This is a genomic window from Clostridium manihotivorum (genome assembly GCF_004015185.1).
Lineage (GTDB): Bacteria > Bacillota > Clostridia > Clostridiales > Clostridiaceae > Clostridium_AR > Clostridium_AR manihotivorum.
On the sequence record NZ_CP025746.1, the window covers coordinates 4289655 to 4315247 of the forward strand.

Consider the following 25593-nt stretch of genomic DNA (forward strand, 5'->3'; position numbering starts at 1 on the left):
TATTTTCATAATCCTCAGGTTTTTGAGCGATAAATTGAAAATATATCTTTAGTAATGAATGGTGTGAGTCTAAAAGCTGGTACTTTTTAAGATTACTAGAAAGCGAAATATTATGGATTTTCTCTCAGTAATATTGGGCCTATGATATTCCTACTTATAAGATCCCTGACATCACAGCTGTTTTCCCTTATTAATCTGAATTTATTATGTCTATTGGTATAAAGAAGTGATTAAGTAAAATATTAAAAATTATAGATGGAGGTAAAATAAATGAAAGGTTTTCCTAAGGATTTTTTATGGGGCGGCGCAACAGCTGCCAATCAATATGAAGGCGGATGGAATGAAGGAGGAAAAGGTATCAACACTTCAGATGTAATGACTGCTGGTTCTCACACCGTTCCTCGCCGAGTAACTTATAAAAATATAAACACTGGTGAAACAGGTTCTCTAACTGGTTTTGGACCAAATATGAAACTTCCAAAAGATTGTATTCCTGCAGTTATAGATGGCGAATACTATCCAAGCCATATTGCAACTGACTTCTATCATCATTATAAAGAAGATATTGCATACATGGGTGAGATGGGCTTTAAGACCTTTCGTCTAAGCATGAACTGGGCACGTATTTTTCCAAACGGTGATGATAAAGAACCTAATGAAAACGGATTAATTTTCTATGCTGCAGTCTTTGATGAATGCGCAAAATATGGTATTGAACCTTTAGTAACCTTATCTCATTATGAAACTCCAATTAATTTAACAATCAAATATGGCGGCTGGTCAAATAGAAAATGCATAGACTTCTTTGAAACCTATGCAAAAACAGTTTTTAAGTATTATGAAGGAAAAGTTAAGTACTGGTTAACCTTTAATGAGATTAACTGTATGGAGTTTGCCCCATTTGTTGCAGGCGGTTTATCTGATCCCTCTCCTCAAAACAAAGCACAAGCTGCTCACAATCAATTTATAGCCAGTGCAAAGGCAGTAAAGGCTGCCCATGAAATTAATGAATCAATAAAAGTAGGCCAAATGCTAGCATATATGCCGCTGTATGCTTATACCTGTGATCCTAATGATCAATTAATGGTTATGGAAGCAGCTCAAACCAGCCTATTCTATGCTGATGTACAGACCGGTGGCCACTACCCTGCTTATAGATTAAAGAAATATGAAAGAGAAGGGATTGTACTTAATACAGAACCTGAAGACTTTGAACTTCTAGAAAAATATTCAGCTGACTTTTTAAGTTTCTCTTGTTATGGTTCTACTACTATCACAACTCATGACGATGTTAGTAAGACTAGCGGAAATCTTATGATGGGAATCAAGAATCCATACTTAGCAACAAACGCTTGGGGCTGGGCAACTGATCCTGCTTGTTTAAGAATCGCATTGAACACATTATACGATCGCTACCACAAACCATTATGGATTGTAGAAAACGGTATAGGCTGGGAAGATAAAAAAGAGGCTGATGGAAGTGTACATGATACTTACCGTATAGATTATTTACGTAAAAATATTGCCTCCATGAGAGATGCCATCAATGTTGACGGTGTTGACTTAATGGGATATACCATGTGGGGCTGCATTGATTTGGTATCTGCCGGAACAGGAGAAATGAAGAAACGTTATGGTTTTGTTTATGTAGATCGTGATGATCAAGGAAATGGTACCTTGGAGAGAAGCAAAAAGGACAGCTTCTATTGGTACAAGAATGTAATTGCAACACATGGGGAGAATTTAGATTAATAGAGTCATAAGCTTAGTTTTATTCCTTGAGGTTTAATTCTAAGCTTATCTCATTTAGTATAGCTGTTCCTTAAATTATAATTTTCTAATAAAAAACATTAAAACCCTAATCTTTCGTATATTATATACTAAAGAATAATAATGGGACCAAATTCAAGTGTTAAATTCTTAGTACCTAGCCGTAATCATTTTTAGTTTCAATTTGTCAAAGCATTTACTTGCTTCATAAACATCATGATTGCATGGTGGCTCAACAGGATTCAAGATTTCAATTACAAACTTAGAAAAAACACAGTCCATTATGTATTGTAGTTCATTTAATGTAGATGTTTTCTTACAACATTGAAGATAAATATTCAAATTGTCAAATCGACTTTCTGCATAGCATCTGCTCATCATTTCTTGCCAAAGCTCTTCGCTAATATTAGCTCCACAATGTGAACATTTAACTAACTCAAAATTACTACCGCAATCAATAAATGTTGTATTTTCAAAACCCTCCCAGGATATACTATCCGCTTTAATATATGTCTTTAGTATATTCACTGCTCCATCAATAGCTTTGGTGTCACTAGGAAAAAAATTATGACTTTCTGGTATTATTTTATATATAGTGTCTGCCAATAGAATCACCTCATGAAAAAATATTATGCATTAATTTCTTTAATATCCTTAATAATAGCAATTTATCACATTTTAATTATGAATACTACTACTCAAATATAGCTAAGTAAATAAACTGAATTTGCTTCTAACCCGCATGTTTGCAATAAATTCTTATATTGTTTTATTCTTATATTCTCATATTCTCATATTCTTATATTGTTATATTGCTATGTTTTTATATTTTTATATTTTTATATTTTGACAAATTGCAATAACAAATTGAACTAATTTCTATTTATGACCTAAACACTTGTATTTACTTAGAAAATGTATGTTAAACTTTTATTAGGTAAAACTTGCTAGAAGACGTTGCTTTGTAGTTAAGCTTATTTTATAAAATGGAGATGATAGTAATGAAAAAACTAATAAAGGTTGTTGGGGCCATCATAGAGAATGAAAACCATGAGATACTTTGTGCCCTTCGCTCACCTAATATGAATATGCCAAATCTTTGGGAGTTTCCTGGCGGTAAACTAGAAAACGGTGAAAGCTTTAAAGAAGCTATTGAAAGAGAAATCCGGGAGGAATTAGATTGTGGTGTTGAGTTCTTAGAGGTTTTTAATGACACTACTCATGAATACGATCCTTTTATTGTTAACCTTATAACAGTGAAATGCAAACTGCTTTCTGGAACTCCTAAAGCATTGGAACACTCCAAACTGATATGGCTAAAAAGAGATAACCTTATTTCATTAAGATGGGCTCCTGCTGATATTCCTGCAGTTGATCAGTTGATAGCGGAAAAGATATAAAAATATCTTCTCGTGGCTTTATCCCTTCACGTAACATTCCTAAAAGGCTTAAATGGACTAGCTTACAGATTTCAGCTGGTTGATTTAAGCCTTATAGGAAATTATTGTAATTCTATTATTTCAACTATACTCTAACTTCTTTGAATTCATCATGCCTGTTTATCTAACAGCTTGTTTCTTCATTAAATCCCACTAAATTACGTTTCCATCGCATGCTGCTAAAACCCTGTCTTCCTCATTTAGATGTTCATAACAGTAATTTACAAAACAGCACGCCTGTCCATATAATAATTCTAAAGTCTCTAACTTTTTCAACCAATATTCATAGTAAGTATTATCTAAGGCCTCTGATTTTCCTTTGTAGTAACCTAAAAAGCTTTTAAGTCCACTGTCATAAAATCCTATGGACTCCTTAACTTTTTCTTGAGCCTTATACATATCCATAGCTATATCAAGTAAAGATTCATCAATATTTATAGTACCGTCTGCCATAATATATCACTCCAATTCAAAAATCTTTCCAAGTTCAACCCTTAAATCCTGTGGATTTACTTCTCTCAAATCCTCTGTTAATAAGTCATATTTAAACACAGCATCTTGATCTTCAAAATATATCGCAAAATAAGTCAGTTTATCATACTTTTCCTTCTTTATATAAAACCACTGGTTATCATCTTTTTGTATAATCTTGTCTACAATTATGTATCCTAGATCAGCTTTACATCTACTGCTAGAACTCTCTCTATTTTTACATAAAAACGGATAATCCTTCATTAAACTCACTATAATAATTTTTTTCAAACTTTTCTTTAAACTAAAGTCATTATTATTTATCTTATTCAATACAATACAATTATTTTCTTTATTAAGTGATATTAGAAGAGAATTAATTGTAAGATATGAATTAGATTTATTATATTCTTCTAGATTCTGTATTAACTCAAGTGAATTTTCATTTATAAATTCACCTTCATCTAAAAGTTTTTTTTCTATCAATGATTCTGGTATGCTCTTTTCAGAATTTAAGTTTTCAATTAAATTATTAATTTCATCTACACCGTAAACCTTTTGTTCTCCTAGAAGACTATTAAAATAATAAATCTCTCTAGCGCTAACCATACTATCTCCACTCATTTGGTATATCTCCATTAATCATATAATTATCAGATTCTACTCTTAGTTGTGATTTTATCTTAAGTTCTTCTTTAGCTATTTCTAAAAGTTTTTCGTTGTACTCCTTTAAAATAAGTATCATGCTCATGGCTGCATCTTTACTTTTCCCCTGCCATGTGCCATTTTCAATCTTATCTATACTTTTCTTTACTATTTCTAGAGCTTCTTCTAGGCTACTATTGCCGCTACTCAATTGCATAAGATCTTGGTTTATTTGAGTAAATACCCTGTATTGCATAACAATCCTCCATAACTTTAATCATCATCCTTATGTCTGCAAGCTTCTCTATATAGCTCCCTATAATGGTCATATAACCTATTTGATTTTCTTTCATTGTCCTCTATGTTTCTATAGTAGTCACTACAGCGATTAACAATGCTGTTTAGCCTGTCATTAACCTCCTGGGATTTATGTTCAAAATTATCTGCTACATCACCATAGAAGGAACCTGATTGACTATAAACTACCTCAAATCCTCTAATAGTATTTTTAATAATATCCAGTGATGTCTGTATTTGCGGTTCATATCTTCTTATGTTATTACTTGCATTCTTATATTCATCCATTTTTCTCTTATAACTACTTTTTTTACTCATTCTCTCACCTTACCTAAATAATGGAATAAACTACACTTTATATAATACTCTATTACTTCATTTTTTTCAAATAATCCATTAGTATTACACAAAAATTGAATCTTTTAGTTAAAATCAGTTCTTTAACCCTTCATATTTCTTAATAATTTCTTCTTCATATTCTTTTATGAAAAAGAATGGTACTGGAAAATCATTTTTCTAAATAACTTTCCAATACCACCCTTAAAACTCACTTTAATTTAAAATTAATCTCTAGACGCTATATATTACTTTCTTATTCCATTTTTATCTATATTTATACCAGGAAGACTTATGCCATTCTTATCAATCTTTACTCCAGGCATACTTATACCATCTTTATCAATTTTCATTCCTGGTTCGCTTATGCCATTGTTATCAATCTTCATATCTGGAGTAGTTATTCCATCTTCATCAATCTTAACATCTGGAGTAACTATTTCCTTTTCATTTATATTTACTTCTGGTGTACTTATTCTATTTGAATCCACATTAACTTGCTGTGAGCTTGTAGACTTATCATCACTTCCAACTTCTGCTGTAATAATACCATCCCTTCCGATATCAATTCCATCACCATGAATACCAGAACTATCAATTTGCATTCCGCCAACATTAACTTCTTTATTAATAGTGTTAGAAATACGATGATTTGAAAATAAAGAATTTGTTAACATAAAAATTAATAGTAGTCCCGCTGCTAAGGAAAATCCTCCAATTAATACCCTTGTGCCGTTATCGTATTTGCTAGGAGAACTACCTATATTTAGTTTCTTTTCTCTATATTCACTAAAGGAATTTTCACTTGGCTCAATTAATTTATTGGTTTTACCTACTGTCTGTTTTGACCTTAAATTATAACTTTCTGCAATTTCATTTGGCTTGCCAAGTTCTAAACAAATTTCCTCTTCAGTCTTACCATTTTCTTTTCCTATAATAAAGTGTTCTTCGTAGTCATAAAGTATATCATTACGTTCTGCTTCTGGCACTTTATTTAAAGCTTTTTCCATAGCCCTCATAAAATCTTTTTTATCCATATCTAAATCCCCTTTATTATATTATTGACTCCATCCACAAATTCAACCCATTCATTTAATAATTCTTCTTTTGTTTCTTCGCCAAGTTTTGTTAGTCTATAATACTTTCTTGGAGGTCCCTCTTGAGATTCCTTCAAATAAGATTCTAAGTATCCTTCATTATTCATTCTCCTCAATACAGGATAAATAGCTCCATCAGAAATTGCTATATTTTTTGATATTTCATTTACTAGTTCATAACCATAGCAGTCTCTTTCTGAAAGCATAGATAGAACACATAACTCTAATATGCCTTTTTTTAGTTGAGTATTCATTTAATTTTGTCTTTCCTTTTTCTGTATACTTTATCTACAGTATATCACTCAGTACTATTCATTACAAGATACCAAATATAAAATTTCACCTATAAAGCATAGCCTATAAAAACGTTTGTTAGGAAACCAAGTATAATTAGGCAATCTTTTAATAAAATAAACCCACTACTTTTTGTAGCAGGTCTATCTATTAAATTCTTCTGGGTATAGATATTGGCGTTCATCATCTTCTCCTAAAAATACTATAAGACTTTCATCATGTCCTAAAAAGGCAGCAGAAGTTGTGACTCTTAGAGCACTCTACTGATAACTTACTAAAAACTTACTGGTTAGCTTACTTAACATTAATAGTAAATTTCAAATCATCCCTAACATCATACATCTTCTCAAAATCCACTGCCATTATCATATACTTTTTAGCTTTATCTAATGGCTTCATTTCAGCAACAAACTTATTGTCACCTAAATCTTTCACAGAGTCTTTTCCCAAATCATATTCTTTTCCACTTTCATCCTTTATTATCAGCCCATAAGGTCCTAAAGCCGGCAAAAACTTTGTGCATTCATAATAAATCAAAGTTTTATCTTGTTGCACTTCGAGTAACAATTTTCAGATCATCATCAAGTAAATTAACAGCCTGTTGTATCTCAATATTGCTGTAATCATCTCTAACACCAATATCCACATTTACTTGCTCTATAGGCGCCACTCTTTTATATTTTCTTAGTATTGATCTACACTCATTTATTAATATTTTTAGAAGCCAGGTTTTAAAAAACTCGTTCTTCTTTAAATAAATTATCCCCTCATAAGCTTTTATTATTGTATTTTGCATTGCATCTTCTATATCTTGTTTTTCTGTAAGCATGGTAAGTGCTATTCTATATAAAGAAACCTTGTATTCCTCTATTAATCTACCAAAGGCCTCTTTATCCCCTTTCTTTGCTAGCCTTACATCTAGCTCTGAAGTTTCTGTTTCTCTTATTGTTGAGATAAATTCCAAATTATCTCCTCCTCACTGCTTTGTAAAAGTCTTAGCTAAGTACTCTTATATAGGTTAGATGCACTACTTGCACAAAATGTTCAAATTATTTTTTATTCTCTAGAAAATTCATATTTTCATCCTTTTTCCTCCGAAAGCTAGAAGACCTTTGAAAATAGATTTCTGAATAAATTGGTACATCTTTATTCGTTATAACTTTCTAAATTCCTTTAAAAAGTCGCTAAAGCTCCCTTCATGGAGGATTCCTAGACCGTAACAAAACGCCTAGTTTCTTTATGAAACTAGACGCTTTGCTATGATTAATGTCTATTAAAATTTTATAATTATTGCCTCTGTTCCTTTATTTTGCTTATAACACTGGCCTTTTTAGTCACCATCAATAGGTGTAGTGATATATTTTCCACTGTATATGCGAATGTATTCAAGAAATGTTGGTAACCATTTTTTATTTATTAAATAAGTCTTAAAATTACACTGCGCTATGTAGAATCAGCATAATTTTATTAAGTAAAAGCAGCTAAACTTATTAAACTTCAATATATAGTTAGGTATATATACCTTTGTGCTTTAACTGCATATGGGAATGTATTAAAATAATGTTGCTAAATTTAAAAGAGACTAATCGTATTATTGCAGTATAATCAGTACTTTATGTAAATTACTTTCATAATTAGATAGTTATTTCATTACATTATGTACATAGCAACATAAAAATGTAGAAAAACTCCAAGATAGAAATGCACAAAATTCCAAAGTAGATATATTAACCATTGACATTGAGCCTCCGCATATATATTTTATATCCATTACTCATATGAAAATTAAATAATGCTATACCTAAAGGCAGGCTAACATATATGCCTCTCAATGTTAATGATGAACTTCATTTAATATATCACGCTAGAATAATTGAGCATTTTATAAATAAGAGATCCATGTTGAAATAATCCTACATTTTTAAATAATAGCCTACACATTGCTCGATATATGGCAAATATACCATAATTGTAATATATAAAACTTTGATTATAGAAAATACTAATTAAAATAGTGTTGTTTTTACTATAATTAATAAATTTTCACCCACATTTTTTTGATACATTCATATATGTATATGAAGTTAATATTAAATTAGTATAAAACTAAATTAATGCTTATACTGCACTCAAAAATTATGCATTATTAATTACCTAGGATCTTTTATATAGCCTTGTGAATCCCTTATAATATCAGTTTTTATAAAATTATTCTCTTTCAACAAGTCTTCATTCATTAGTTTCAAATAAATTGAAGCACCTTTTGTATTTGATAGCACATAAAGTTCGAGATACCTTTGTAAGTATTTAGTAGCAATGCCTCGGAAAATACCTATAAAACCCATGATATTTCTTCTTAAATATAGCATTCTAGGATCTCTTTCTACTTCAATAACTCTCTCCCCATTGTATTCTTTAGCGATACTAAACACGCAACCATCTTGGTGATATGGCACTATGTAGGCTTTCTTATCGACTCTTGAGAATATCTTTTCTTTAACGAATTTCATTTTTATATGAGGTTCAACTGAAGTTGCAAACATGCTGTTGTTATCTGAAATGGCACTAAAGACCCAAATGCTTTTCCTTGGGTTTCTCAGATCCCACATGTTCCATTTACTTTCCTTTATTTCTTTGCTTTTTATATCTCTGCACCCTTTAAAGTTTTCTTTAAAAAACACTTTTCCTGCATGAACAATCCCATCTAAAACTTCAGTCTTTATTTGTAAAGTCAAGCTATGAAGGATTTTATGCCTCCAATAAAAAGCAGTAGTTAGACTTATTTTTAATTTCTTAGCTGCGAATCTTAGGGACTTCTTTTCTAAAGTTAACTTAGTAAATTTATTCCATAATTTTATATCCTTTTTAGAATAACTCCATAAGGAACTAGTAGCATTTGAGAAAGTCTTATGGCAATTACTACACTTATATCTTTGAATATGATTATAAAATCCATGTTTACTAAAAGCTTTGCTACTACACTGTGGACAACATTCAACTTTTCGATTTCTGTAATAATCTTCTTTTGAAGTGTATCTATTGTTGGATTTATCATTGTTGAATCCACTTTTTTCCTTCACCATGAAACACTCTCCAATGCAAATTAATAAGTATTCCTAGAATGTATATAAAGTCGTTTATATTAAAACCTTGCTGTAACACTCTATTAAAATTCTTGACAACTGACTTATGTTTTAATCCATTTTCCCAATAAATACTACCAACATTTTTTTACTACATTCATATAGGCATGTGTAATATATCTCCACCCAGGTATTCATTACCGTTAGTTATAACCTTATTTTTTACTATAAAAAGTTTCTGTATAAATAATTATTCATATTAAATCAGTGTTAGGGAATGAAAAGTATCGTTGCAAAGCCTGAACCTATATATGTTTACAAGATGTATCTTATTTAATCTTAAAAAGATCTGTGATAACGATATGTTTCTAATTTTTATTAATTGATTGCAGTCTAATTGACTAAAATAATCTCAAAATACCATGACACACATTTTTTTAATACATTCACATATAGAGTTAAAACTATATACTTCACCCTATATTACTTAGGTATTCTCACTTTAACTGCTAATCGCCAAAGCTCACTGAAATGCTCATTTTGAAAAGATTAAACATATTTACGGAGAAACTTTAAGTACAAAAAAATATTTCTATTTGCTATGAATTCGCTTCTTAAAAGTCAGCGTCATCAAAGAAAAAGAAATATTCTTTAGTTTATATATAGAAAATATAAATACTTCGAAACTTTTATGATGTGTATGTTCTTTGTTTTATAGTATTTCTTATTTCATCTTGGGTTAATCCACTAATATTAATTATAGGCACCTTTGTTGAGGTATCACTAATGCCCATTAAATCTGTATTGTGACCTGCAGTCAGTATTGCATCGAATCTATCTAAATCAGCAGCACTACTTTCAAGGTCATCACTTAAAATCTCAACAGAAAAGCCTTTAGACATAAGATAACCTGCAATCATTGCTGCTCCTCTTTCTACTCCAATTTTTTTCATATGTTATCACCTCATGTTTATTTTTTTAATAGTTTTTCTTAAAATAAGATTATATATTCAATTCATATATTAGGTGTTTTATATATAGATGTAGTGCTGCTTCATAGTAAAACTTGTATTTTAAAATTTTACTCTCAGAAAACAGGGAATTTTGAAAATAAATATCGTATTGAAGCATTGCAATTACTATTAGGAATATACCCACAGTTCTATGATTATAAAATATACTCTTCTATTGGTCAGCCTCTTTAGTTATGAATCTTACAAAAATCAGCATAGTAAAGGATAGAATATACATAAGAGCGGCAAGAGCAGTAGCCTTGCTTAAGTCTGTTTGCATATAAGAATAAATCTGTAGAGGTATTGTTCTCGTAATACCTTGAACATTTCCTGCAAACATCATAGTTGCACCGAATTCCCCTAAAGCCCTTATCCATGCTAGAATAAGGCCAGATACTATGTATTTTTTTATCATTGGTATTATTATAAAAAACATAGTTTTTCGCTTTCCTGCTCCAAATACATAGCTTGCTTCAAATAGCTCTACAGGCACTTCATTTAAAGCATTGCTTACAATTCTGATGTAATAAGATGAGGAGACAAATAGTTGAGCAATAACAACTGCGGTTTGAGTAAATACTATAGTAAATCCGTATGAATTAGCAAATCTTCCTATTACTCCACTTTGTCCAAAAGTCATAAGTAATCCCAATCCAGCAACTGCTGGTGGAAATACAATTGGTATCTCTATAAGTATGTCTAATATTTTATAGAGCACCTGATTTTTAATCTGATGAAGATAAAATACAGTAGCGGTTCCTAGTAAAAATATTAGAAGTAAGGACAAAAATGATGTTTGCAAGCTAAGGAGTATACAGTTTTTCGTATCTTCTTGCTTTAATATATCTATTAAGCCAGTAAATCCTGAATATTTTAGAAGTGATAGTGCTGGCAGCGACAGTGCTATTATAAAGCCAAATACAATTATAATTGTAATAACTGAGATTAATTCATTGCCAGCATTAAGAAAGATTTTATTAAAGCCCAATTTGCTGCACTCTTTTGAGCCTACCTTAACTTTACTTTCCACCATATCGCTTGGCCCCCTTTTAACAAAGCTTTATTAGATATAACACACTTATATATAAATTTTGTATACAATTCCAATTATAAATAAGCCAACTTTATCTTTACTTTCCTGTATCAAATCCATATTTGTCTAAAATAGTTTTTCCTTCTTGGCTATTTACATAATCCACAAAAGTTTCTGCTTCAGAACTATTTTTTGAGCTCTTAATTATACCTATAGGGTACTCTACATTAAGTTTTGAAAATTCATCTATTTTGATCATATCTAAATCTTTCTTATTAGCTTCAGTTATATCACTTTTATATACTATTCCTACATCTCCATCACCTAACTGAACCTTTGCTACTATGTCTTTAACATTTAACTCTTGACTCTTTACATTCTTTAATATCTTATCTTTCTCCTCGGCTTTTAGCATGCCTCCCTTTACTGCTGAATCAAGGGCTGTGTAAAAGTAGCTTCCGCATGGAACTGACTTATCACCTACAATAATCTTAACCCCGTCCTTATCAAGGTCTTTTAAATCCTTAATATCTTTAGAAGACTTTTTACTTTTGCATACTACTAATGTATTTTTGGTAAAGGTATTGCTTTTAGATATAAGATTTTCTTTGGTTAAATCATCCATGTATTTTTTATTTGCTGAGGCAAATATATCAGCTCCTGCTCCTGCCTTTATAGAGCTTGCAAGGTCTTGACTTCCTGCAAAGTTGAACTTAATTTTTATATTTTTTTGTTTTTCAAAGTTTTTTGCCATTTCAGTAAAGGACTCTGTTAAGCTAGCTGCTGCAAAAACTGTTATTTCTTTTTTTTCTAGGGCAGCCGCTTTACTTTCCTTTCCTTTTGCCGCACATCCTACGGCACTTAATGCAACCAATACTGCTAAAATCGGTATTACTATCTTTTTACATTTCATTTTTCCACATCCTTCAAAAATTTAATTTATTATTAGTATCACTCAACATTCTTTATTTTTAATACTAAATGGCATTATTGCTTTGAATATATATAAATTCTGATATAATAGCTGTCCTATTATTATAATATTTAAATAATATTGTTGAAATTAAGTGGTTATACAGGAGGTTTTATATGAGCAAGCTATTAGAATTAAATATTTTTTCAGATGGAATGGCTTTAAAAATCAATAATACGTTCTTTATTCGTGTTTTTTGCCACCTGCCTTTTCTAAACATATGCGAAGAAATTCTGGTAGGCGACATATTATTTCTTTTTACTCTTTATTTTAATATCATTCTTAATATACTTAAGATTTATATAAGTGAATAGTTAAATAAAGAGTAAAACTGTAGATTCGAACGTAGTGATTTTACGTTTTTGGCCAAATAGGTATCATTATAATCATTAAATTTGAGCGACTTTACTGTTGCTTTTTAGACTTTCAATAGCCTTGTTTATTCCACTTCTTATGCCGTCGTACATTTGAAATACTTCTATCCCCTTTTCAGCTAACTTCTTTATAGGAGCATCTCCTGCTCTCATAGCTAATACTGCAGAACAGTCCTCTATTGTTCTTATAGTTCTGTTTATTTTATCCTCATGATCATCGCACTCTTCAATTCCTGTGCAATACTTTTCTATATTTCTTAATTCCACAAAGCTTATATCTCCATCTTTGTATTCATATATATGAAATTCAGTTGCATGTCCAAAATGCTGATCTACATTTATTCCTGACTTTGTAGCTATGGCAAATCTGTATCTAGCGCTAACTGGTGTTTCCTTGTGATCTTCCATAACTATAACCTTTGAAACATCGGAAACTTCTTTTAATTTTTCATTATATTCAAAACTTGAAGATGAATTCTCTTCTCTTGAATATTGTTTGACGTCTTTTTTCATAGCCTCTTTCATATCTTCTTTGAAAGCCAAATTATTATCATAGGCTTGAGGGATATCATATGCTTTTAAAGCTTCATTATTTTCATCCATTGAAGTATTGCATTCTTCATCAATTTCATCATTATTTCCATGGAATGAAGGATCAGATATTTCTGTTGAAGTTTCATGCTTTAGGTAGATTAAGGAACCACATCCTTCTTTATCGGTTTCGCCGCTACCACATACAGATGAACCACAGCCTGAAGCTGATGAACAACTTCCAATATTTCTAAATTCAAGAGACCTATCTAGAGAAAGAGTACCTATTGCATCAGCTCTGCATTGCTTGCAATGATACATTTGTTTTAAGTGGCTCTCACATTTTTTCCTCATCGCATTTAGCTCTATGTTGCTGACTAGTGGAAGATCTTCAAAGGCACTGCCTTTAACAGGTATTAATTGCATTATGTTTGTTATAAAAGCACCATACTCTTTAACTTTTTTTACTACTTCCTCTATGTGTTTGTCATTTATACCCTTAATCATAACAGTATTAATCTTACAAACCATTCCTTTTGATGCAAGATACTTTAGTCCCATAAGCTGATTATTGAGAAGTATTTTAGCCCCTTCTTCACCAGTATAAGTAGTACCTAAAAAATTTACGTTCTTATAGATTTTTCCTCCTATTTTAGGATCAACAGCATTTATGGTTATGGTTAAATGAGATACTCCGAGTTTTAAAAGATCATTTGCGTAGAAAGGAAGCATAAGTCCATTGGTAGATAAGCATATAGTTACATCTGGGAATTCACTTTTAATTAGTTCTATAGATTTTCTAGTTTCTTCAAAATTAGCTAAGGCATCTCCTGGCCCGGCTATACCTAATACCTTGAGGTTTGGTAATTTAGCTTTAACTGCTTTAAACTTAAGTAAAGCTTCTTCTGGAGTGAGAACTTCACTGGTTACTCCTGGCCTGCTTTCATTTGGGCAGTCGTACTTTCTGCTACAATAATTGCAGGTTATATTGCATTTAGGTGCTACTGGAATATGCATTCTTGCATACTCATGAGCCCCTTGGTTGTAGCAGGGGTGAGTTAAAGTCTTTTCTTTATTTGAAGGTATCAACCTTTCTTCTTTACTAGATAGGTTTGATTCATTAGTTGATATAATATCTGACCCTTCATTAATTGATTTATTGAACTGATTATTGGTTAAGCTATCACAAAAGTTGTTTGTTTGTATATCCAGTAACTTGTCTTGAAAGCTGCTTAGAGTTTTATTGGTTGAAATATTTTGTAATCCATCCTTTGAATATTTTACTGCTTTATTATCTAAGTTACTTTTCAAATTACCTTCCGGAGTATTTTTAAAGTTATTTTTTTCATATAACTCTTTAGCTGAACTATTAAATAATGCATTATCATTGCAATCCGCATTAGAATCTGCTACTTCCATATGCTCATCTCCTTTATAAAAATTGTCATAAGCAAACTTTCTGAAGTTATGCTCTTTACTAGCCAAGACAACATTTGCTATGTCATCTATTAAATTTGATGATCCATTATATAAGGTTGTTATTTTTCTTTGAGCTCCTACTCTATCATGAACGGGGAAACCTACTCTAACTATATCTATATGAAGTTTTTCTGCTATTCTTCTACCATCAGAGTTTCCAAGCATTACATTTACCTCAAGCTCTTTACAATGCTTCTCTATGGTTTCAAAATCCGTATCATCTAATAATAGACATTCCTTTGAATTGGTTTTAAGTTCCTCTCTAACTTTGTCAATAAATAGAGAGTTTTTTGCACCAGTGGCTATGATTTTTGGCTCAATACCATTTTCCATACATATTTTTAATAATGACAAAGCTAGTTCAGCTTCTCCATAAATAGCTGCCCTAGCCTCTCCATTGTGCTTGTGGTTATCTATCATATAATCCAGATGACGACCTCTATCTTCAATTAATTCCTCAGGGATTTTCCTCCCACTGATTTCAGATAATAATTTTAGAAATTTATCACTATTCCTAAGTCCAATTGGGATGCCACACTTAAAAAGTGGAACATTAAATTCATCTCTTAAATATACTCCTGGAGATAATGAATCTTCCACGGTAAGTCCCATTTCTATTGTCGCTATGCAATTTGCCATATCTTCGATATCTTCAATTTTAGTTCCTCCAGGATTTAATCTGCTATATTCCTTCATGTATGGCATATCTAAATTCAGCGAAACATCTGGAAGCATAACATACTGGATAGAAAACTTTTTTAAAGTCTCTTTAATATTTCTTACATCTCCTGGATTAAGATTTCCGCAGATAATATTTATTTTTCCATTGGAAGATTCTTTCTTTTCACATAGATTTTCGACAATAGCTCTTAAAGCTCTATAATACCCTTCTTCATGAGTACCGCCATAGCCTGGAGTTGGAACTGGTATAATCTTCAACCTATTTCTAAGTTCAGAGCCTTCCTCTTCGTAAAATTCAGAGATAATCCTTTTTATATCCTCTCCTATGGTTTCAGCTAAGCAGGTGGTCATAACTCCAATAGTAGTTGGATTGTACAGTTTTATCATATTTTTAAGGCCGTTTTTTAGATTACTACTACCACCATATACTGTGCCGTTTTCTGTTAAAGATGAAGAGGCTATATCAATAGGCTCATTATAATGAGTTGCCATATGTCTTCTGATATAAGTGCTGCAGCCTTGAGAGCCATGGAGTATGACCATATTTTTTTCAATTCCCTTAAAAGCAAGAACTGCTCCCATTGGCATGCACATCTTACAAGGATTTATGTTTAAATTAACAAAATTTCTACTACTCATATAGCTACACCTCCAGCTTTAAATAATTCCATATAGGACTGTTTATGGTCAAATCTATTTCTTTAGCGAAATTAACTGCTCCGACAAAACCACATAGGGCTTCTTTCCTTTCATGATTATGATCACAGAAGGCTACACCTAGCTTGAAGGCTAGAGGTCTTTCTTTTACACCACCCACTAAAATATCTGCACCTTTTTCCAGCATAAATTTTTCAAGCTCTGCAGGATTGGCATCGTCAAGGATTACAGTTCCTTCATTGCATAAGCTTCTTATGACATCGTAATCTTCTTTTTTACCGGTCTGAGTTCCAACCATTACAGTATCCATGCCTAAGTCCTTGAACTGTTTTATAAGTGAGATAGCCTTAAAGCCTCCACCAACGTATATAGCTGCTCTCTTTCCTTCTAGTCTTTTCCTATAATACGTTAACTCTCTTTCTATCTTTTTTTCTTCTCTATAAACAAAATCTCTAGCCCTTTTCTCCATTTCCTTATCTCCAAGAAAATCTGCTATTTTAAGCAAAGATAACTTTGTATCTTCTACACCAAAGAAGCTTATCTTTAAGTATGGTATGTCATAAAGCTCTTCCATAAGCTTTGCTAGATAAGTCATAGAACCAGCACATTGTACTATGTTAAGGCTAGAACTCTTTGCATTCATGATTTCTTCGCATCTTCCATCTCCAGTGATTTTTGCAGCTACATCTATTCCTAATTCCTTTAGATAATTATTGATAATCCAAGCCTCTCCCGCTAGATTAAAATCTCCTAAGTAGTTAATGGCTTTTTCTTTCTTAGCCTTAGGCTTTTCTTTGCCCATAAGTTCAATCAAAGCATTGCAGGCGGCTTTATACCCCATGGATTTATGTCCTGCAAAGCCTGGAGACTTAACTGGGATTGCTCTTATATTATGTTTCTTTTCCGCTGCTCTGCACACTGCATCAATATCATCACCTATGACACCAACTATACAGGTAGCATATATAAAAATGACCTTAACCTTGTGTCTTTCTACTATTTCATCTATAGCAGCAGCTAACTTTTTTTCTCCTCCAAAGATAACATCCTTTTCTCTAAGATCTGTAGAAAAGCTATTTCGATAGATTTCCTCTCCACTGCTTAAACTACCTCTAATATCCCAAGTATAGCTAGCGCAGCCTATTGGTCCATGAACAATGTGATATGCATCGGTTATTGGATTTAGTACAACTCTAGCACCACAATAAACACAGGCTCTTTGGCTTACAGAACCAGAAACACTTTCTGCATCACATCTTAAACTGTTATTTTTGTCCTTAGAATTTATACAAACAAAGGCTTCCCTTGCTTTTAATATTTCAGTTTCCTCTTCATGTTTTACTAGGTTAGTTTTTTCTTCATGTTCTATTAGTTCAACTTTGCTATATTCCACAAGTACACCTCCGATCTCAATTTAAAATTATTCAGGAGCCCTTTTATATCTTCTTAAAATAAAGGTCTCCTGAATAAACAATAACTATCTTACTAGTTCAAACTCCTCATCTGAACAATCCGTATCCATCTTGTCTAAGATAGCATTACATATCATTTCCACCAGTCTTATTCCACCTTTGTAGCCTACTACTGGCCAGTAGTGATAACCATACCTGTCCATAATAGGGAAGCCGAACCTTACAAAAGCTATATTTTCTGCTCTTGCAATATGTTTACCATGTGTATTTCCTATTAGTACATCCACAGGCTCATTTTTTATCCATTGTTGAAGCTCAAACAAATCACTTGCAGCTTTAACTTTTCCTTCTACGCCTGCTTTTTGCATCATATCCTTAATTACAAGTTCAAATTCTTCTCCTGGTGTTCCTGTAATTACATATTTAGGTATCATACCTAAGGAAATAACAAATTGAGTTAGAGGTATAACTATGTCAGGATCTCCAAAGATAGCCACTTTCTTTCCATGGAAATATTGGTAACTATCCAGCATTAAATCAACTAATTGTCCTCTTTCTTCTTCAAGAATCTCTGGTATTTCAACACCTAATTCTTTTGCTAAAGTCATCATTAGTTCATCTGTTGCATCAATACCAATTGGCACACTTAAAGTCTTAAAAGGAATATTGCATTTTTTCTCTAGTACCTTTGCTCCAGGTACTGAAGAATAGCTTCCAAGAGCTATGGTAAGCTTTGAATTGCCTGAATCTATAATGTCTTCTATCTTTGCTCCTCCTTTAGGAAACATGTTGTACTTACCTGTAGTTGGAGTATCTACCACTCCACTGGTATCTGGAAAAAGAATGTTTTTGATTCCAATAAGATCAAAAATTCTTTTTACTTCCTTCATATCTGCTGGCCCTACATATCCTGGAATTATATTAACCTTACCATTTGGTTTATCTGATTTTTTTGAAAGGTAGTTAACCATACCTTTAACCATGTTTGCAAAACCAGTAACATGAGAACCTACATAACTTGGAGTATTAGCATGAATAACCCACTTTCCTTCTGGTATTTCTGCTTGTGATATATAGGTTGGAAGGTCATCGCCTATGGTCTCAGATAAGCAAGTAGTATGAACTGCTATGATATCTGGATTATATAAAGCAAAAACATTCTTTATTGCGGTTTTTAGATTAGCTCCTCCTCCAAAAACACTGGCACCTTCTGTAAAAGAGCTAGTTGATGCCATAATTGGTTCTTTAAAAGTTCTTGCAAGCTGCATTCTGTGAAAAGAGCAGCAGCCTTGTGAACCATGGCTGTGAGGAAGACAATTGTGAATACCAAGTGCTGCATACATTGCACCTATTGGCTGACAAGTCTTAGCTGGATTAATTCTTAACGATTTTCTTTCCGCAATTTCCTTTGGTGTTGCTTCTAACATTACACTTCACCTCCTACTACTATTCCATCAAGCATTGGTTCAACCTTCCATGGTGGAGTTACATACTTCCACGCTGGAGTATATACCCCTGCTGCTAGTTCTCTGGCAAATACCACTGCGCCTTTAAATCCTGCGTATGGGCCAGTATAATCATAAGAATGGAGCTGTCTTGATAAAACTCCCATCTTCTGAATTGCATACTTTTCCTTTACACCAGATAAGAACATATCTGGATTTAGAAGCTTTATAAACTCATCAGTTTCATGATGATTTAGATCATCTACCATAAGGGTTCCATCTTCCATATCCTTAACCATACCACCATAGTAAGACAAAGGTACTCCTTGCTTCTTTAGCTCCTCATACTTTTCCTTAGGTATTATTACGCGATAGTTATTTTCATCCTTATATACAGTTATCTCTGGAATGTTCTTACTATCTGCATCCGTTTTTATGGTAGGTATAACCTCTCTACCTTCATAGTCATCGCGATGACCAAACTCATAACCAGCAAGAATTGTTCTCACTCCTATATCCTTTAACAAGGTTTGGTAGTGATGAGCTCTTGAGCCTCCTACGTATAGACATGCTGTTTTTCCCTTAAGCTTATCCTTGTAGTAAGTCATTTCACCATCTATTTCATCTAATTCTTCTGCAATTACCTGCTCTGTTCTTTCATAAATATAAGGATCATCAAAACATTTAGCTAGGTTTCTTAAGGTTTTTATAGTACCGGAAACCCCTATAAAATTAGCCTTAATCCATGGAGTACCATACTTTGTTTCCATCATCTCTGCTATATAATTGATAGACCTATGACACTGTACTAGATTTACCTCTGCTAAGTGAGCATTTTGAACTTTTTCATAACTTGCATCACCACTTAGAGTTGCAACCACCTCATAGCCTATTTTACTGAGTATTCTGTCAATTTCCCATGCATCTCCACCTATGTTGTATTCACCAAGTACTGCTACAGAATACTTCTTTTTGGGTCTAGTTCCACGACCTATGATTCTTTCCATAACTATATTGTTAGCTATATGGTGACCAGCTGATTGGGATACTCCCTTATAACCTTCACAGTTAAAAGCCAGAACATCTATGCCATATTTTTTCTGCGCCTCAGCAGCCACAGCATTTATATCGTCTCCTATAAGTCCTACTGGACAAGTTGCATAAATTCCTATTGCTTTAGGATGAAATATTTCTACTGCTTCTTTTATTGCTGCTCTTAATTTGTTTACACCACCAAAAACAATATCACTTTCCTGCATATCTGTTGAAAATACATAACCTATAAAGTTTTGTTCGCCTTCTTCTCCCTTAGCCTTGTTTCTTCTAACATTCCAAGTATAGTAAGAACAGCCTATAGGACCATGAGTTATATGAATCATATCTTTAATTGGTCCCATAACAACACCTTTACAACCTGCATAACAGCAACCTCTACTTGTTATTACTCCAGGAACAGTTCTAACATTAGCTTGAATTACTGGATTAGGTGATTCATCTGTTTTAATTACAATATGTTGCTTTCTATTTTTATAGGTTTTTGCAGGATATTTTTCTAGAACCTTATCAACTACATTCTTCATGCTATTCACCTCTTTATTAATTTTCAAGATGTCTTATATTGCGTCTGTCCCAATTTCGCCAGTCCTTATCCTTACAGCTTCAAAAACATTCATCACGAATATCTTTCCATCTCCAGGATTTCCATGGCTATTAATCTCCATAATGGTATTTATAACTTTTTCTACATCCTCATCCTTTACAAAGAGCTCTAGCATTCTCTTAGGAATCAATCTATGGATCTCAGATATATTTTCCCCAACATTACTGCTTTCAATAGAACCATCATCTATTATGCCGCCTATTATAGAAAAGTCCACTTTTTTTCTTCCTCGTCCTACAACCTTTCTACAGGTAACAGCAGCAATTCCTTCTTTTAAAAGAGCTTCCTTTGTCTTATTGACCATATTCATTCTTATTATCGCAACTACTTCCCTCACATTAGCCCTCCTCTTACAATTCTTTTGAATTGGAGCTTATTGTGTAAGTCTCTTCTACAGGCATTACGAATATTTTTCCGTCTCCGTAAGCACCCTTTGTTCCAGTTTTGGAGTTTCTCATTATAACCTTTATAACATCATCCTTATCTTCATCTTTTACAACTAACATAAGCATTTCTTTAGGTATCTCATCATAATATATATCTCCAACCTTAACTCCTCTTTGCTTACCTCTTCCTACTACATCAAACTTAGTAACTGCTGGGAAACCAGCATCACAAAGCTCACTTAAAACTGTAGTAACCCTTTCTGGTCTTATAATTGCCTTAATCATTACCATAAATGTTTACATCCTCCATTCTCGATGCTATAATTATTCTCGAATACTTATTCAAGCAGGATTTTTTTATCCTGCTGCACTATTCATTTGGCAGAATGAATAGTGCTTTTATATGTCCATAAGACCATATTCCATCAATATCTCTTCCAATCTATCTTGGGTCATAGGCTTTGGTATAACAAACATTTTATTTCCATCAATAGCCTTAGCCAAAGCTCTGTATTCATCAGCTTGCTCTGCTTCTGGCTCATATTGTATTACAGTTTGCTTGTGTATCTCTGCTCTTTGAACCATATTATCACGTGGTACAAAATGTATAAGCTGACTGCCTAATTCCTTTGCAAAGGCTTGCAACAAATCAAGTTCTCTATCAACCTTTCTGCTATTGCATATTATTCCGCCTAATCTAACACCACCAGATAATGCATATTTTTGAATACCTTTGGCAATATTGTTAGCAGCATATAAAGCCATCATTTCCCCACTGGCAACAATATAGATTTCCTGTGCCTTACCTTCACGAATTGGCATAGCAAAACCACCACAAACAACGTCTCCTAATACATCGTAAAATACATAATCTAAATCTTCAGTATATGCCCCTAAGCTTTCAAGCATATTTATTGATGTGATTATACCTCTACCAGCACAACCTACCCCTGGTTCAGGCCCACCAGATTCAACACATCTTATTCCAGCAAAACCTTCTTTAAGTATATCGTCTAGATCTACATCTTCCCCTTCTTCTCTTAATGTGTCTAGAACAGATTTTTGAGCTAATCCTCCAAGTAAAAGTCTAGTTGAGTCAGCCTTTGGATCACAGCCAACCACCATTATTTGTTTCCCCATTGTAGCTAGACCTGCAGTTAAGTTTTGAGTAGTTGTAGATTTACCTATTCCACCTTTCCCATAAATAGCCACTTGTCTCATTATTAATACCTCCTAAATATTCGTTTAAATTACATTGCTGTAATTTAATAACAATATAACACGCGTTAAATACTACTTCAATATTTTTTTAACAATTTTATTGATAATTATCTAATTATTATTTGAAATCGTAAACAAATATCTAATTATATCTTTTACATTTTATCAATGCGTTAATTTAAGTTTTAATGCATATTTTACAATTTTAACAGTGCAAAGTAACGTTTTTTATAAAATTTGAAACCTTTATCCCTATAATTTTGCTTAAGTCCATATTTTACAGTAAATTTGAGATAATATACGAATCTAGAGTTTCATTTAAATCCATACTCCTTAGTGCTATCAATAACTTACATAGTAGTATTACTAAAGATTTAAACTTAAACTTTAAGTAGTTTATAATCTAATTAGACAATCATTCATGGTGGTTATTCCAAACAAGCAAATATCAGTGTTTCAGATACACAATTAAGTTTTACAAGTAATGCCACTATTAAAAGTAGATGTTCTTGGCACAATCTTATAGACGTGACTTTAGAAGCAATTAAAACTTTAAGGAGGTTTTAGTATGAAAAGAAAACTATTATTATCACTTATATCTATTGTTATTTTATTATCAGTGTTTTTCTATAATAGTCCTACTGACTATTCAGGCAGATATTATTGTACCAGTAATTCCAATATTCTATTAATCTTAAAAACAGACAACAGCTTTGAATTATATAACACTTTAAATAAAGACTTTATATCCACAGATGGTGAATATTCTATTTCTGATAACTGTATATCCTTAAAGTACAGCACAAAAATAAAGGATAGCTTTGCAAGTTATCCTTCATACGGCAAAATATCGGGGAGAAATATATCCTTTTATCCTTCTATTGATAGCACTAACTTAAAATTTATGAAATCTTAGATTTCATGAGATATTATTTTACAGCAAAGATATATCCCCCTTATTAACTTAGATTATTAAAATAATAAGGGGGATTTTACTTTTTCATACTTAAGGTATAATTAATTAGTTATTTAGTTTGTTCATCGATCATATTTTTAACTTCTTCTGCTGTTAGTCCACTTGCATTTATTACTGGAATTTCTGTAGCTGTATCGCTGAAGCCCATAACATTTGTGTTGTAATCTGCTGTAACAATTGCATCAAATCCATTAAACTTAGCAGCATTACTTTCAAGTTCTTCGCTTATCAGCTCCACAGAAAAGCCTTGAGAAGTTAAGTAATCGGCAACCATAGATAAACCCTTTTCCACAGCAACTTTTTTCATTTGTATCACCTCTTTTTAATTTTTCTCACTCATTTTTCCCTTCGTTAAAGTTATGTATTCATGTTTGAAAATGAATTTAAAAATTTGTGAAAACCAGTTAAATAAATTTAGCGTAAAGTGTGATATGTATATAATTACTAAATGTAATAGCAAGCATTTTAACTATTATCGGTACTTTTTTGATTTATAATTTTATTTTGGACTAGTATATATAAAGCTGTACCACTCCAATGGGAATTTTAGTTTCAAATCTGCTATGATTTCTGAGTGAAGAAATGGAAAATATAAATTTTAATATGAAGTTGTACAGCTATATATAAATATATTTTAACTCTATATGGGAATGTATTTAAAAAATGTTGTTATTATTTTTCTTAGCGCATTTATTAATCATCATTATTTAATCATCACCTAATAAATCTAATAACAAATTCAATTGCAATAATGTATTGTTACGTTTTTAACTTCCTTGCGATAGTTTATCTTTGAAATCTTTATAAATACTACTTTTGATTGTCAAGTTTTATTAGTCTATATGAATGTATTAAAAAAATGTTGCTGATACCTTTAGTTCTGAATTAAGCTAATTGGACAGTATCAAAAATAGCAATTTTAACCTACCATTGAGCAGCAAACTTCAAATGCTAAGCCAAGCCTTCAATCCAATAGTTAAAAGATGTATCATTACCAAATAACTCAAAACATTAATTTTCCTATAAGAATTGCAGCTTGATTATAATCAATAAAAAACCCTATAACAACATTTTTTTAGTACATAGTTATAGGTATGAAAAATGCTAATCTCATCCCCTACTCCCAAAATTGCAATTAATTTTTCTACAAGCTTTTATTTTTGCTTTATCTGTTTCTTGAAAACATAGCTTGTCTTGTCAAACCCCATTTTATATTCGTAAAACTTATGGGCTTCAGTTCTCTGTAGTCCTGATGATAGCGCCACTACTTCACAACCATTTTCTTTTGCCCACTGGCTTATAAAATCTAGAAGTCTTTGTCCATAATTTTTAGATCTTTGTTTTGAATCTGTAACTAAATCATTAACCCATACATGCTTCCCATAATATAGGTTTGTAAGTGTAATAACACCAGCAACAGCTACTATAGCATCTTCATAGTAGAGTGCAAACATCTTGTAACCTTCTTTTTTCATATGTTCAAGCAAGCTTAAGTATTTTTCCTCATCTAAATCATTTCTAAGTTGCTTCATTACAGGAAAAGCTTGTAGGAATTCTTCCCTTACTTTCAATTCTCTAACAGCAATTATTATTTCTTCCACATTATTTCCCCCTTATATATAAATCATATCTTTCTGTTATTTTTTCTTTTCTTCAGCTCTTCTTATATTTTCAGCCACTCTATACTTTACTATTCTGCTTATAAGCTCATAAGGTAACGGCTTGCCTAAAGTGAACTGTACAGCTCCCTTTGAGCTTTTATATGTAGCTAATTCATCTTTAAACACTTCTATTCCGCTAGCTGTAGGATAAAAGCCAATATGATTTTTATATGCAGCAAAATATACTAGGCTTCCGTACAAAGAAAATGCTGGCATCTTATAGCTTATTTTTTCTTCTGCGTCTGGTGCAGCCTGTTTTATAACATTCCTTAGATCCTTAAGTGTTTCTTGAACTTCTAGTGGAAATTGAATAATGTACTCATCAATTGTATTATACATTCAGAACTTCTCCTAACATCAAATTATACGTAATACTATAATGCAAAATTTTTTTATGTAAAAAACACTTTAGAAACATAAATTTCAAAAAAATCACTGAAGTGACCTGATATACTTCATTTATAGTAGACAGTTAAAATAATAAAACTGCTTATATAAAGGGAGCATATCAACCTTCTTCAGTAAGCTTTTTCCCATATACCTTTTCGAATTTATATGAGCATAACCTGGTAGTCCATATATTTTTTACTTAATTCGCAGCCTAATTTATCCCAAACCCTATACTATAATTAATTGAATTGAAAATCTGTCTTTCAGCA

General features: G+C 32.0%; 27 protein-coding genes. 4 read left to right on the top strand and 23 right to left on the bottom strand.

Annotation, left to right across the window (positions count from 1 at the left end):
- Positions 1-270: 270 nt before the first annotated feature.
- A complete protein-coding gene (locus tag C1I91_RS19285) occupies positions 271-1752 on the top strand; it encodes a family 1 glycosylhydrolase (RefSeq protein ID WP_128214337.1) in 1482 nt (493 codons plus the stop codon).
- A 168-nt stretch (positions 1753-1920) separates the two neighbouring features.
- Here the strand turns inward: C1I91_RS19285 and C1I91_RS19290 are convergent, their stop codons facing one another.
- Positions 1921-2376: a hypothetical protein gene (locus tag C1I91_RS19290; protein WP_128214338.1), complete on the bottom strand. Its 456-nt coding sequence runs from the start codon at positions 2374-2376 to the stop codon at positions 1921-1923.
- A gap of 395 nt (positions 2377-2771) precedes the next feature.
- Here C1I91_RS19290 and C1I91_RS19295 point away from each other — a divergent pair, with 395 nt between their 5' ends.
- The gene (locus C1I91_RS19295) at positions 2772-3170 is read left to right on the top strand and encodes a (deoxy)nucleoside triphosphate pyrophosphohydrolase (protein ID WP_128214339.1); all 399 of its coding nucleotides are present in this window, start codon (positions 2772-2774) and stop codon (positions 3168-3170) included.
- Between the two features lie 192 nt (positions 3171-3362).
- On the opposite strand, the gene C1I91_RS19300 is transcribed toward C1I91_RS19295, so the two are convergent.
- The 12 genes from C1I91_RS19300 to modA form a co-directional block, all read right to left on the bottom strand.
- Complete coding sequence (locus C1I91_RS19300) at positions 3363-3662, bottom strand: hypothetical protein (RefSeq protein ID WP_128214340.1); 300 nt, start codon at positions 3660-3662, stop codon at positions 3363-3365.
- Positions 3663-3668: 6 nt separating this feature from the next.
- Entirely contained in the window at positions 3669-4304 is a 636-nt protein-coding gene (locus tag C1I91_RS19305) for a DUF5081 family protein (RefSeq protein WP_164880592.1), read from the bottom strand.
- Positions 4291-4581 (bottom strand): hypothetical protein, encoded by a 291-nt coding sequence (locus tag C1I91_RS19310; protein WP_128214342.1) that lies wholly within the window; start codon positions 4579-4581, stop codon positions 4291-4293. Before C1I91_RS19310 ends, C1I91_RS19305 begins: the two co-directional genes overlap by 14 nt.
- A gap of 17 nt (positions 4582-4598) precedes the next feature.
- Entirely contained in the window at positions 4599-4940 is a 342-nt protein-coding gene (locus tag C1I91_RS19315; protein ID WP_128214343.1) for a hypothetical protein, read from the bottom strand.
- Positions 4941-5206: 266 nt separating this feature from the next.
- The gene (locus tag C1I91_RS19320; protein WP_128214344.1) at positions 5207-5995 is read right to left on the bottom strand and encodes a DUF1700 domain-containing protein; all 789 of its coding nucleotides are present in this window, start codon (positions 5993-5995) and stop codon (positions 5207-5209) included.
- 2 nt (positions 5996-5997) lie between these two features.
- Complete coding sequence (locus C1I91_RS19325; protein ID WP_128214345.1) at positions 5998-6309, bottom strand: PadR family transcriptional regulator; 312 nt, start codon at positions 6307-6309, stop codon at positions 5998-6000.
- 334 nt (positions 6310-6643) lie between these two features.
- A complete protein-coding gene (locus C1I91_RS19330) occupies positions 6644-6904 on the bottom strand; it encodes a hypothetical protein (protein WP_128214346.1) in 261 nt (86 codons plus the stop codon).
- The gene (locus C1I91_RS19335; protein ID WP_128214347.1) at positions 6891-7313 is read right to left on the bottom strand and encodes a sigma factor; all 423 of its coding nucleotides are present in this window, start codon (positions 7311-7313) and stop codon (positions 6891-6893) included. Before C1I91_RS19335 ends, C1I91_RS19330 begins: the two co-directional genes overlap by 14 nt.
- A gap of 1186 nt (positions 7314-8499) precedes the next feature.
- Entirely contained in the window at positions 8500-9432 is a 933-nt protein-coding gene (locus C1I91_RS19340) for an IS1 family transposase (RefSeq protein ID WP_128214348.1), read from the bottom strand.
- 689 nt (positions 9433-10121) lie between these two features.
- Positions 10122-10385: a YkuS family protein gene (locus tag C1I91_RS19345; RefSeq protein ID WP_128214349.1), complete on the bottom strand. Its 264-nt coding sequence runs from the start codon at positions 10383-10385 to the stop codon at positions 10122-10124.
- Between the two features lie 232 nt (positions 10386-10617).
- Positions 10618-11478, bottom strand: a complete 861-nt coding sequence (locus C1I91_RS19350; RefSeq protein ID WP_128214350.1) for an ABC transporter permease — start codon at positions 11476-11478, stop codon at positions 10618-10620.
- Positions 11479-11575: 97 nt separating this feature from the next.
- Complete coding sequence (modA, locus tag C1I91_RS19355; protein WP_128214351.1) at positions 11576-12391, bottom strand: molybdate ABC transporter substrate-binding protein; 816 nt, start codon at positions 12389-12391, stop codon at positions 11576-11578.
- A gap of 176 nt (positions 12392-12567) precedes the next feature.
- Between modA and C1I91_RS19360 the strand changes: the two genes are divergently transcribed.
- A complete protein-coding gene (locus tag C1I91_RS19360) occupies positions 12568-12765 on the top strand; it encodes a hypothetical protein (RefSeq protein WP_128214352.1) in 198 nt (65 codons plus the stop codon).
- 75 nt (positions 12766-12840) lie between these two features.
- On the opposite strand, the gene nifB is transcribed toward C1I91_RS19360, so the two are convergent.
- The 7 genes from nifB to nifH form a co-directional block, all read right to left on the bottom strand.
- On the bottom strand, positions 12841-16155 hold the full coding sequence (gene nifB, locus C1I91_RS29155; protein ID WP_238475841.1) for a nitrogenase cofactor biosynthesis protein NifB: 3315 nt from the start codon (positions 16153-16155) through the stop codon (positions 12841-12843).
- 4 nt (positions 16156-16159) lie between these two features.
- Complete coding sequence (nifE, locus tag C1I91_RS19375; protein WP_164880708.1) at positions 16160-17542, bottom strand: nitrogenase iron-molybdenum cofactor biosynthesis protein NifE; 1383 nt, start codon at positions 17540-17542, stop codon at positions 16160-16162.
- Between the two features lie 108 nt (positions 17543-17650).
- Positions 17651-19012 (bottom strand): nitrogenase molybdenum-iron protein subunit beta, encoded by a 1362-nt coding sequence (gene nifK, locus C1I91_RS19380; protein ID WP_128214354.1) that lies wholly within the window; start codon positions 19010-19012, stop codon positions 17651-17653.
- The gene (nifD, locus tag C1I91_RS19385; protein ID WP_128214355.1) at positions 19012-20610 is read right to left on the bottom strand and encodes a nitrogenase molybdenum-iron protein alpha chain; all 1599 of its coding nucleotides are present in this window, start codon (positions 20608-20610) and stop codon (positions 19012-19014) included. Before nifD ends, nifK begins: the two co-directional genes overlap by 1 nt.
- Positions 20611-20643: 33 nt before the next feature.
- Positions 20644-21027 carry a P-II family nitrogen regulator gene (locus C1I91_RS19390; RefSeq protein ID WP_128214356.1) on the bottom strand — a complete coding sequence of 128 codons (384 nt, stop codon included), beginning with the start codon at positions 21025-21027 and terminating at the stop codon, positions 20644-20646.
- Between the two features lie 13 nt (positions 21028-21040).
- Entirely contained in the window at positions 21041-21367 is a 327-nt protein-coding gene (locus C1I91_RS19395; protein WP_128214357.1) for a P-II family nitrogen regulator, read from the bottom strand.
- A gap of 108 nt (positions 21368-21475) precedes the next feature.
- Positions 21476-22297: a nitrogenase iron protein gene (nifH, locus tag C1I91_RS19400; RefSeq protein WP_128214358.1), complete on the bottom strand. Its 822-nt coding sequence runs from the start codon at positions 22295-22297 to the stop codon at positions 21476-21478.
- 568 nt (positions 22298-22865) lie between these two features.
- On the opposite strand from nifH, the gene C1I91_RS19405 reads away from it, so the two are divergent.
- Positions 22866-23213: a hypothetical protein gene (locus C1I91_RS19405; RefSeq protein WP_128214359.1), complete on the top strand. Its 348-nt coding sequence runs from the start codon at positions 22866-22868 to the stop codon at positions 23211-23213.
- Positions 23214-23322: 109 nt separating this feature from the next.
- Here the strand turns inward: C1I91_RS19405 and C1I91_RS19410 are convergent, their stop codons facing one another.
- The 3 genes from C1I91_RS19410 to C1I91_RS19420 all read right to left on the bottom strand — a co-directional run bounded on the left by C1I91_RS19410 (position 23323) and on the right by C1I91_RS19420 (position 25273).
- The gene (locus tag C1I91_RS19410; RefSeq protein WP_128214360.1) at positions 23323-23580 is read right to left on the bottom strand and encodes a YkuS family protein; all 258 of its coding nucleotides are present in this window, start codon (positions 23578-23580) and stop codon (positions 23323-23325) included.
- Between the two features lie 847 nt (positions 23581-24427).
- Positions 24428-24874 (bottom strand): GNAT family N-acetyltransferase, encoded by a 447-nt coding sequence (locus C1I91_RS19415; RefSeq protein WP_205694237.1) that lies wholly within the window; start codon positions 24872-24874, stop codon positions 24428-24430.
- Between the two features lie 36 nt (positions 24875-24910).
- A complete protein-coding gene (locus C1I91_RS19420) occupies positions 24911-25273 on the bottom strand; it encodes an iron chaperone (RefSeq protein WP_128214361.1) in 363 nt (120 codons plus the stop codon).
- Positions 25274-25593 lie beyond the last annotated feature (320 nt).

Coding starts and splice junctions, on each gene's coding strand:
- C1I91_RS19320 (WP_128214344.1), bottom strand. CDS start 5,995: ATGGATAAAAAAGATTTTATGAGGGCTATGGAAAAAGCTTTAAATAAA.
- C1I91_RS19325 (WP_128214345.1), bottom strand. CDS start 6,309: ATGAATACTCAACTAAAAAAAGGCATATTAGAGTTATGTGTTCTATCT.
- modA (WP_128214351.1), bottom strand. CDS start 12,391: ATGAAATGTAAAAAGATAGTAATACCGATTTTAGCAGTATTGGTTGCA.
- nifD (WP_128214355.1), bottom strand. CDS start 20,610: ATGAAGAATGTAGTTGATAAGGTTCTAGAAAAATATCCTGCAAAAACC.
- C1I91_RS19300 (WP_128214340.1), bottom strand. CDS start 3,662: ATGGCAGACGGTACTATAAATATTGATGAATCTTTACTTGATATAGCT.
- C1I91_RS19405 (WP_128214359.1), top strand. CDS start 22,866: ATGAAAAGAAAACTATTATTATCACTTATATCTATTGTTATTTTATTA.
- C1I91_RS19350 (WP_128214350.1), bottom strand. CDS start 11,478: ATGGTGGAAAGTAAAGTTAAGGTAGGCTCAAAAGAGTGCAGCAAATTG.
- C1I91_RS19360 (WP_128214352.1), top strand. CDS start 12,568: ATGAGCAAGCTATTAGAATTAAATATTTTTTCAGATGGAATGGCTTTA.
- C1I91_RS19305 (WP_164880592.1), bottom strand. CDS start 4,304: ATGAGTGGAGATAGTATGGTTAGCGCTAGAGAGATTTATTATTTTAAT.
- C1I91_RS19410 (WP_128214360.1), bottom strand. CDS start 23,580: ATGAAAAAAGTTGCTGTGGAAAAGGGTTTATCTATGGTTGCCGATTAC.
- nifB (WP_238475841.1), bottom strand. CDS start 16,155: ATGAGTAGTAGAAATTTTGTTAATTTAAACATAAATCCTTGTAAGATG.
- nifH (WP_128214358.1), bottom strand. CDS start 22,297: ATGAGACAAGTGGCTATTTATGGGAAAGGTGGAATAGGTAAATCTACA.
- C1I91_RS19315 (WP_128214343.1), bottom strand. CDS start 4,940: ATGAGTAAAAAAAGTAGTTATAAGAGAAAAATGGATGAATATAAGAAT.
- nifK (WP_128214354.1), bottom strand. CDS start 19,012: ATGTTAGAAGCAACACCAAAGGAAATTGCGGAAAGAAAATCGTTAAGA.
- C1I91_RS19395 (WP_128214357.1), bottom strand. CDS start 21,367: ATGGTAATGATTAAGGCAATTATAAGACCAGAAAGGGTTACTACAGTT.
- C1I91_RS19295 (WP_128214339.1), top strand. CDS start 2,772: ATGAAAAAACTAATAAAGGTTGTTGGGGCCATCATAGAGAATGAAAAC.
- C1I91_RS19420 (WP_128214361.1), bottom strand. CDS start 25,273: ATGTATAATACAATTGATGAGTACATTATTCAATTTCCACTAGAAGTT.
- C1I91_RS19345 (WP_128214349.1), bottom strand. CDS start 10,385: ATGAAAAAAATTGGAGTAGAAAGAGGAGCAGCAATGATTGCAGGTTAT.
- C1I91_RS19310 (WP_128214342.1), bottom strand. CDS start 4,581: ATGCAATACAGGGTATTTACTCAAATAAACCAAGATCTTATGCAATTG.
- C1I91_RS19340 (WP_128214348.1), bottom strand. CDS start 9,432: ATGGTGAAGGAAAAAAGTGGATTCAACAATGATAAATCCAACAATAGA.
- C1I91_RS19285 (WP_128214337.1), top strand. CDS start 271: ATGAAAGGTTTTCCTAAGGATTTTTTATGGGGCGGCGCAACAGCTGCC.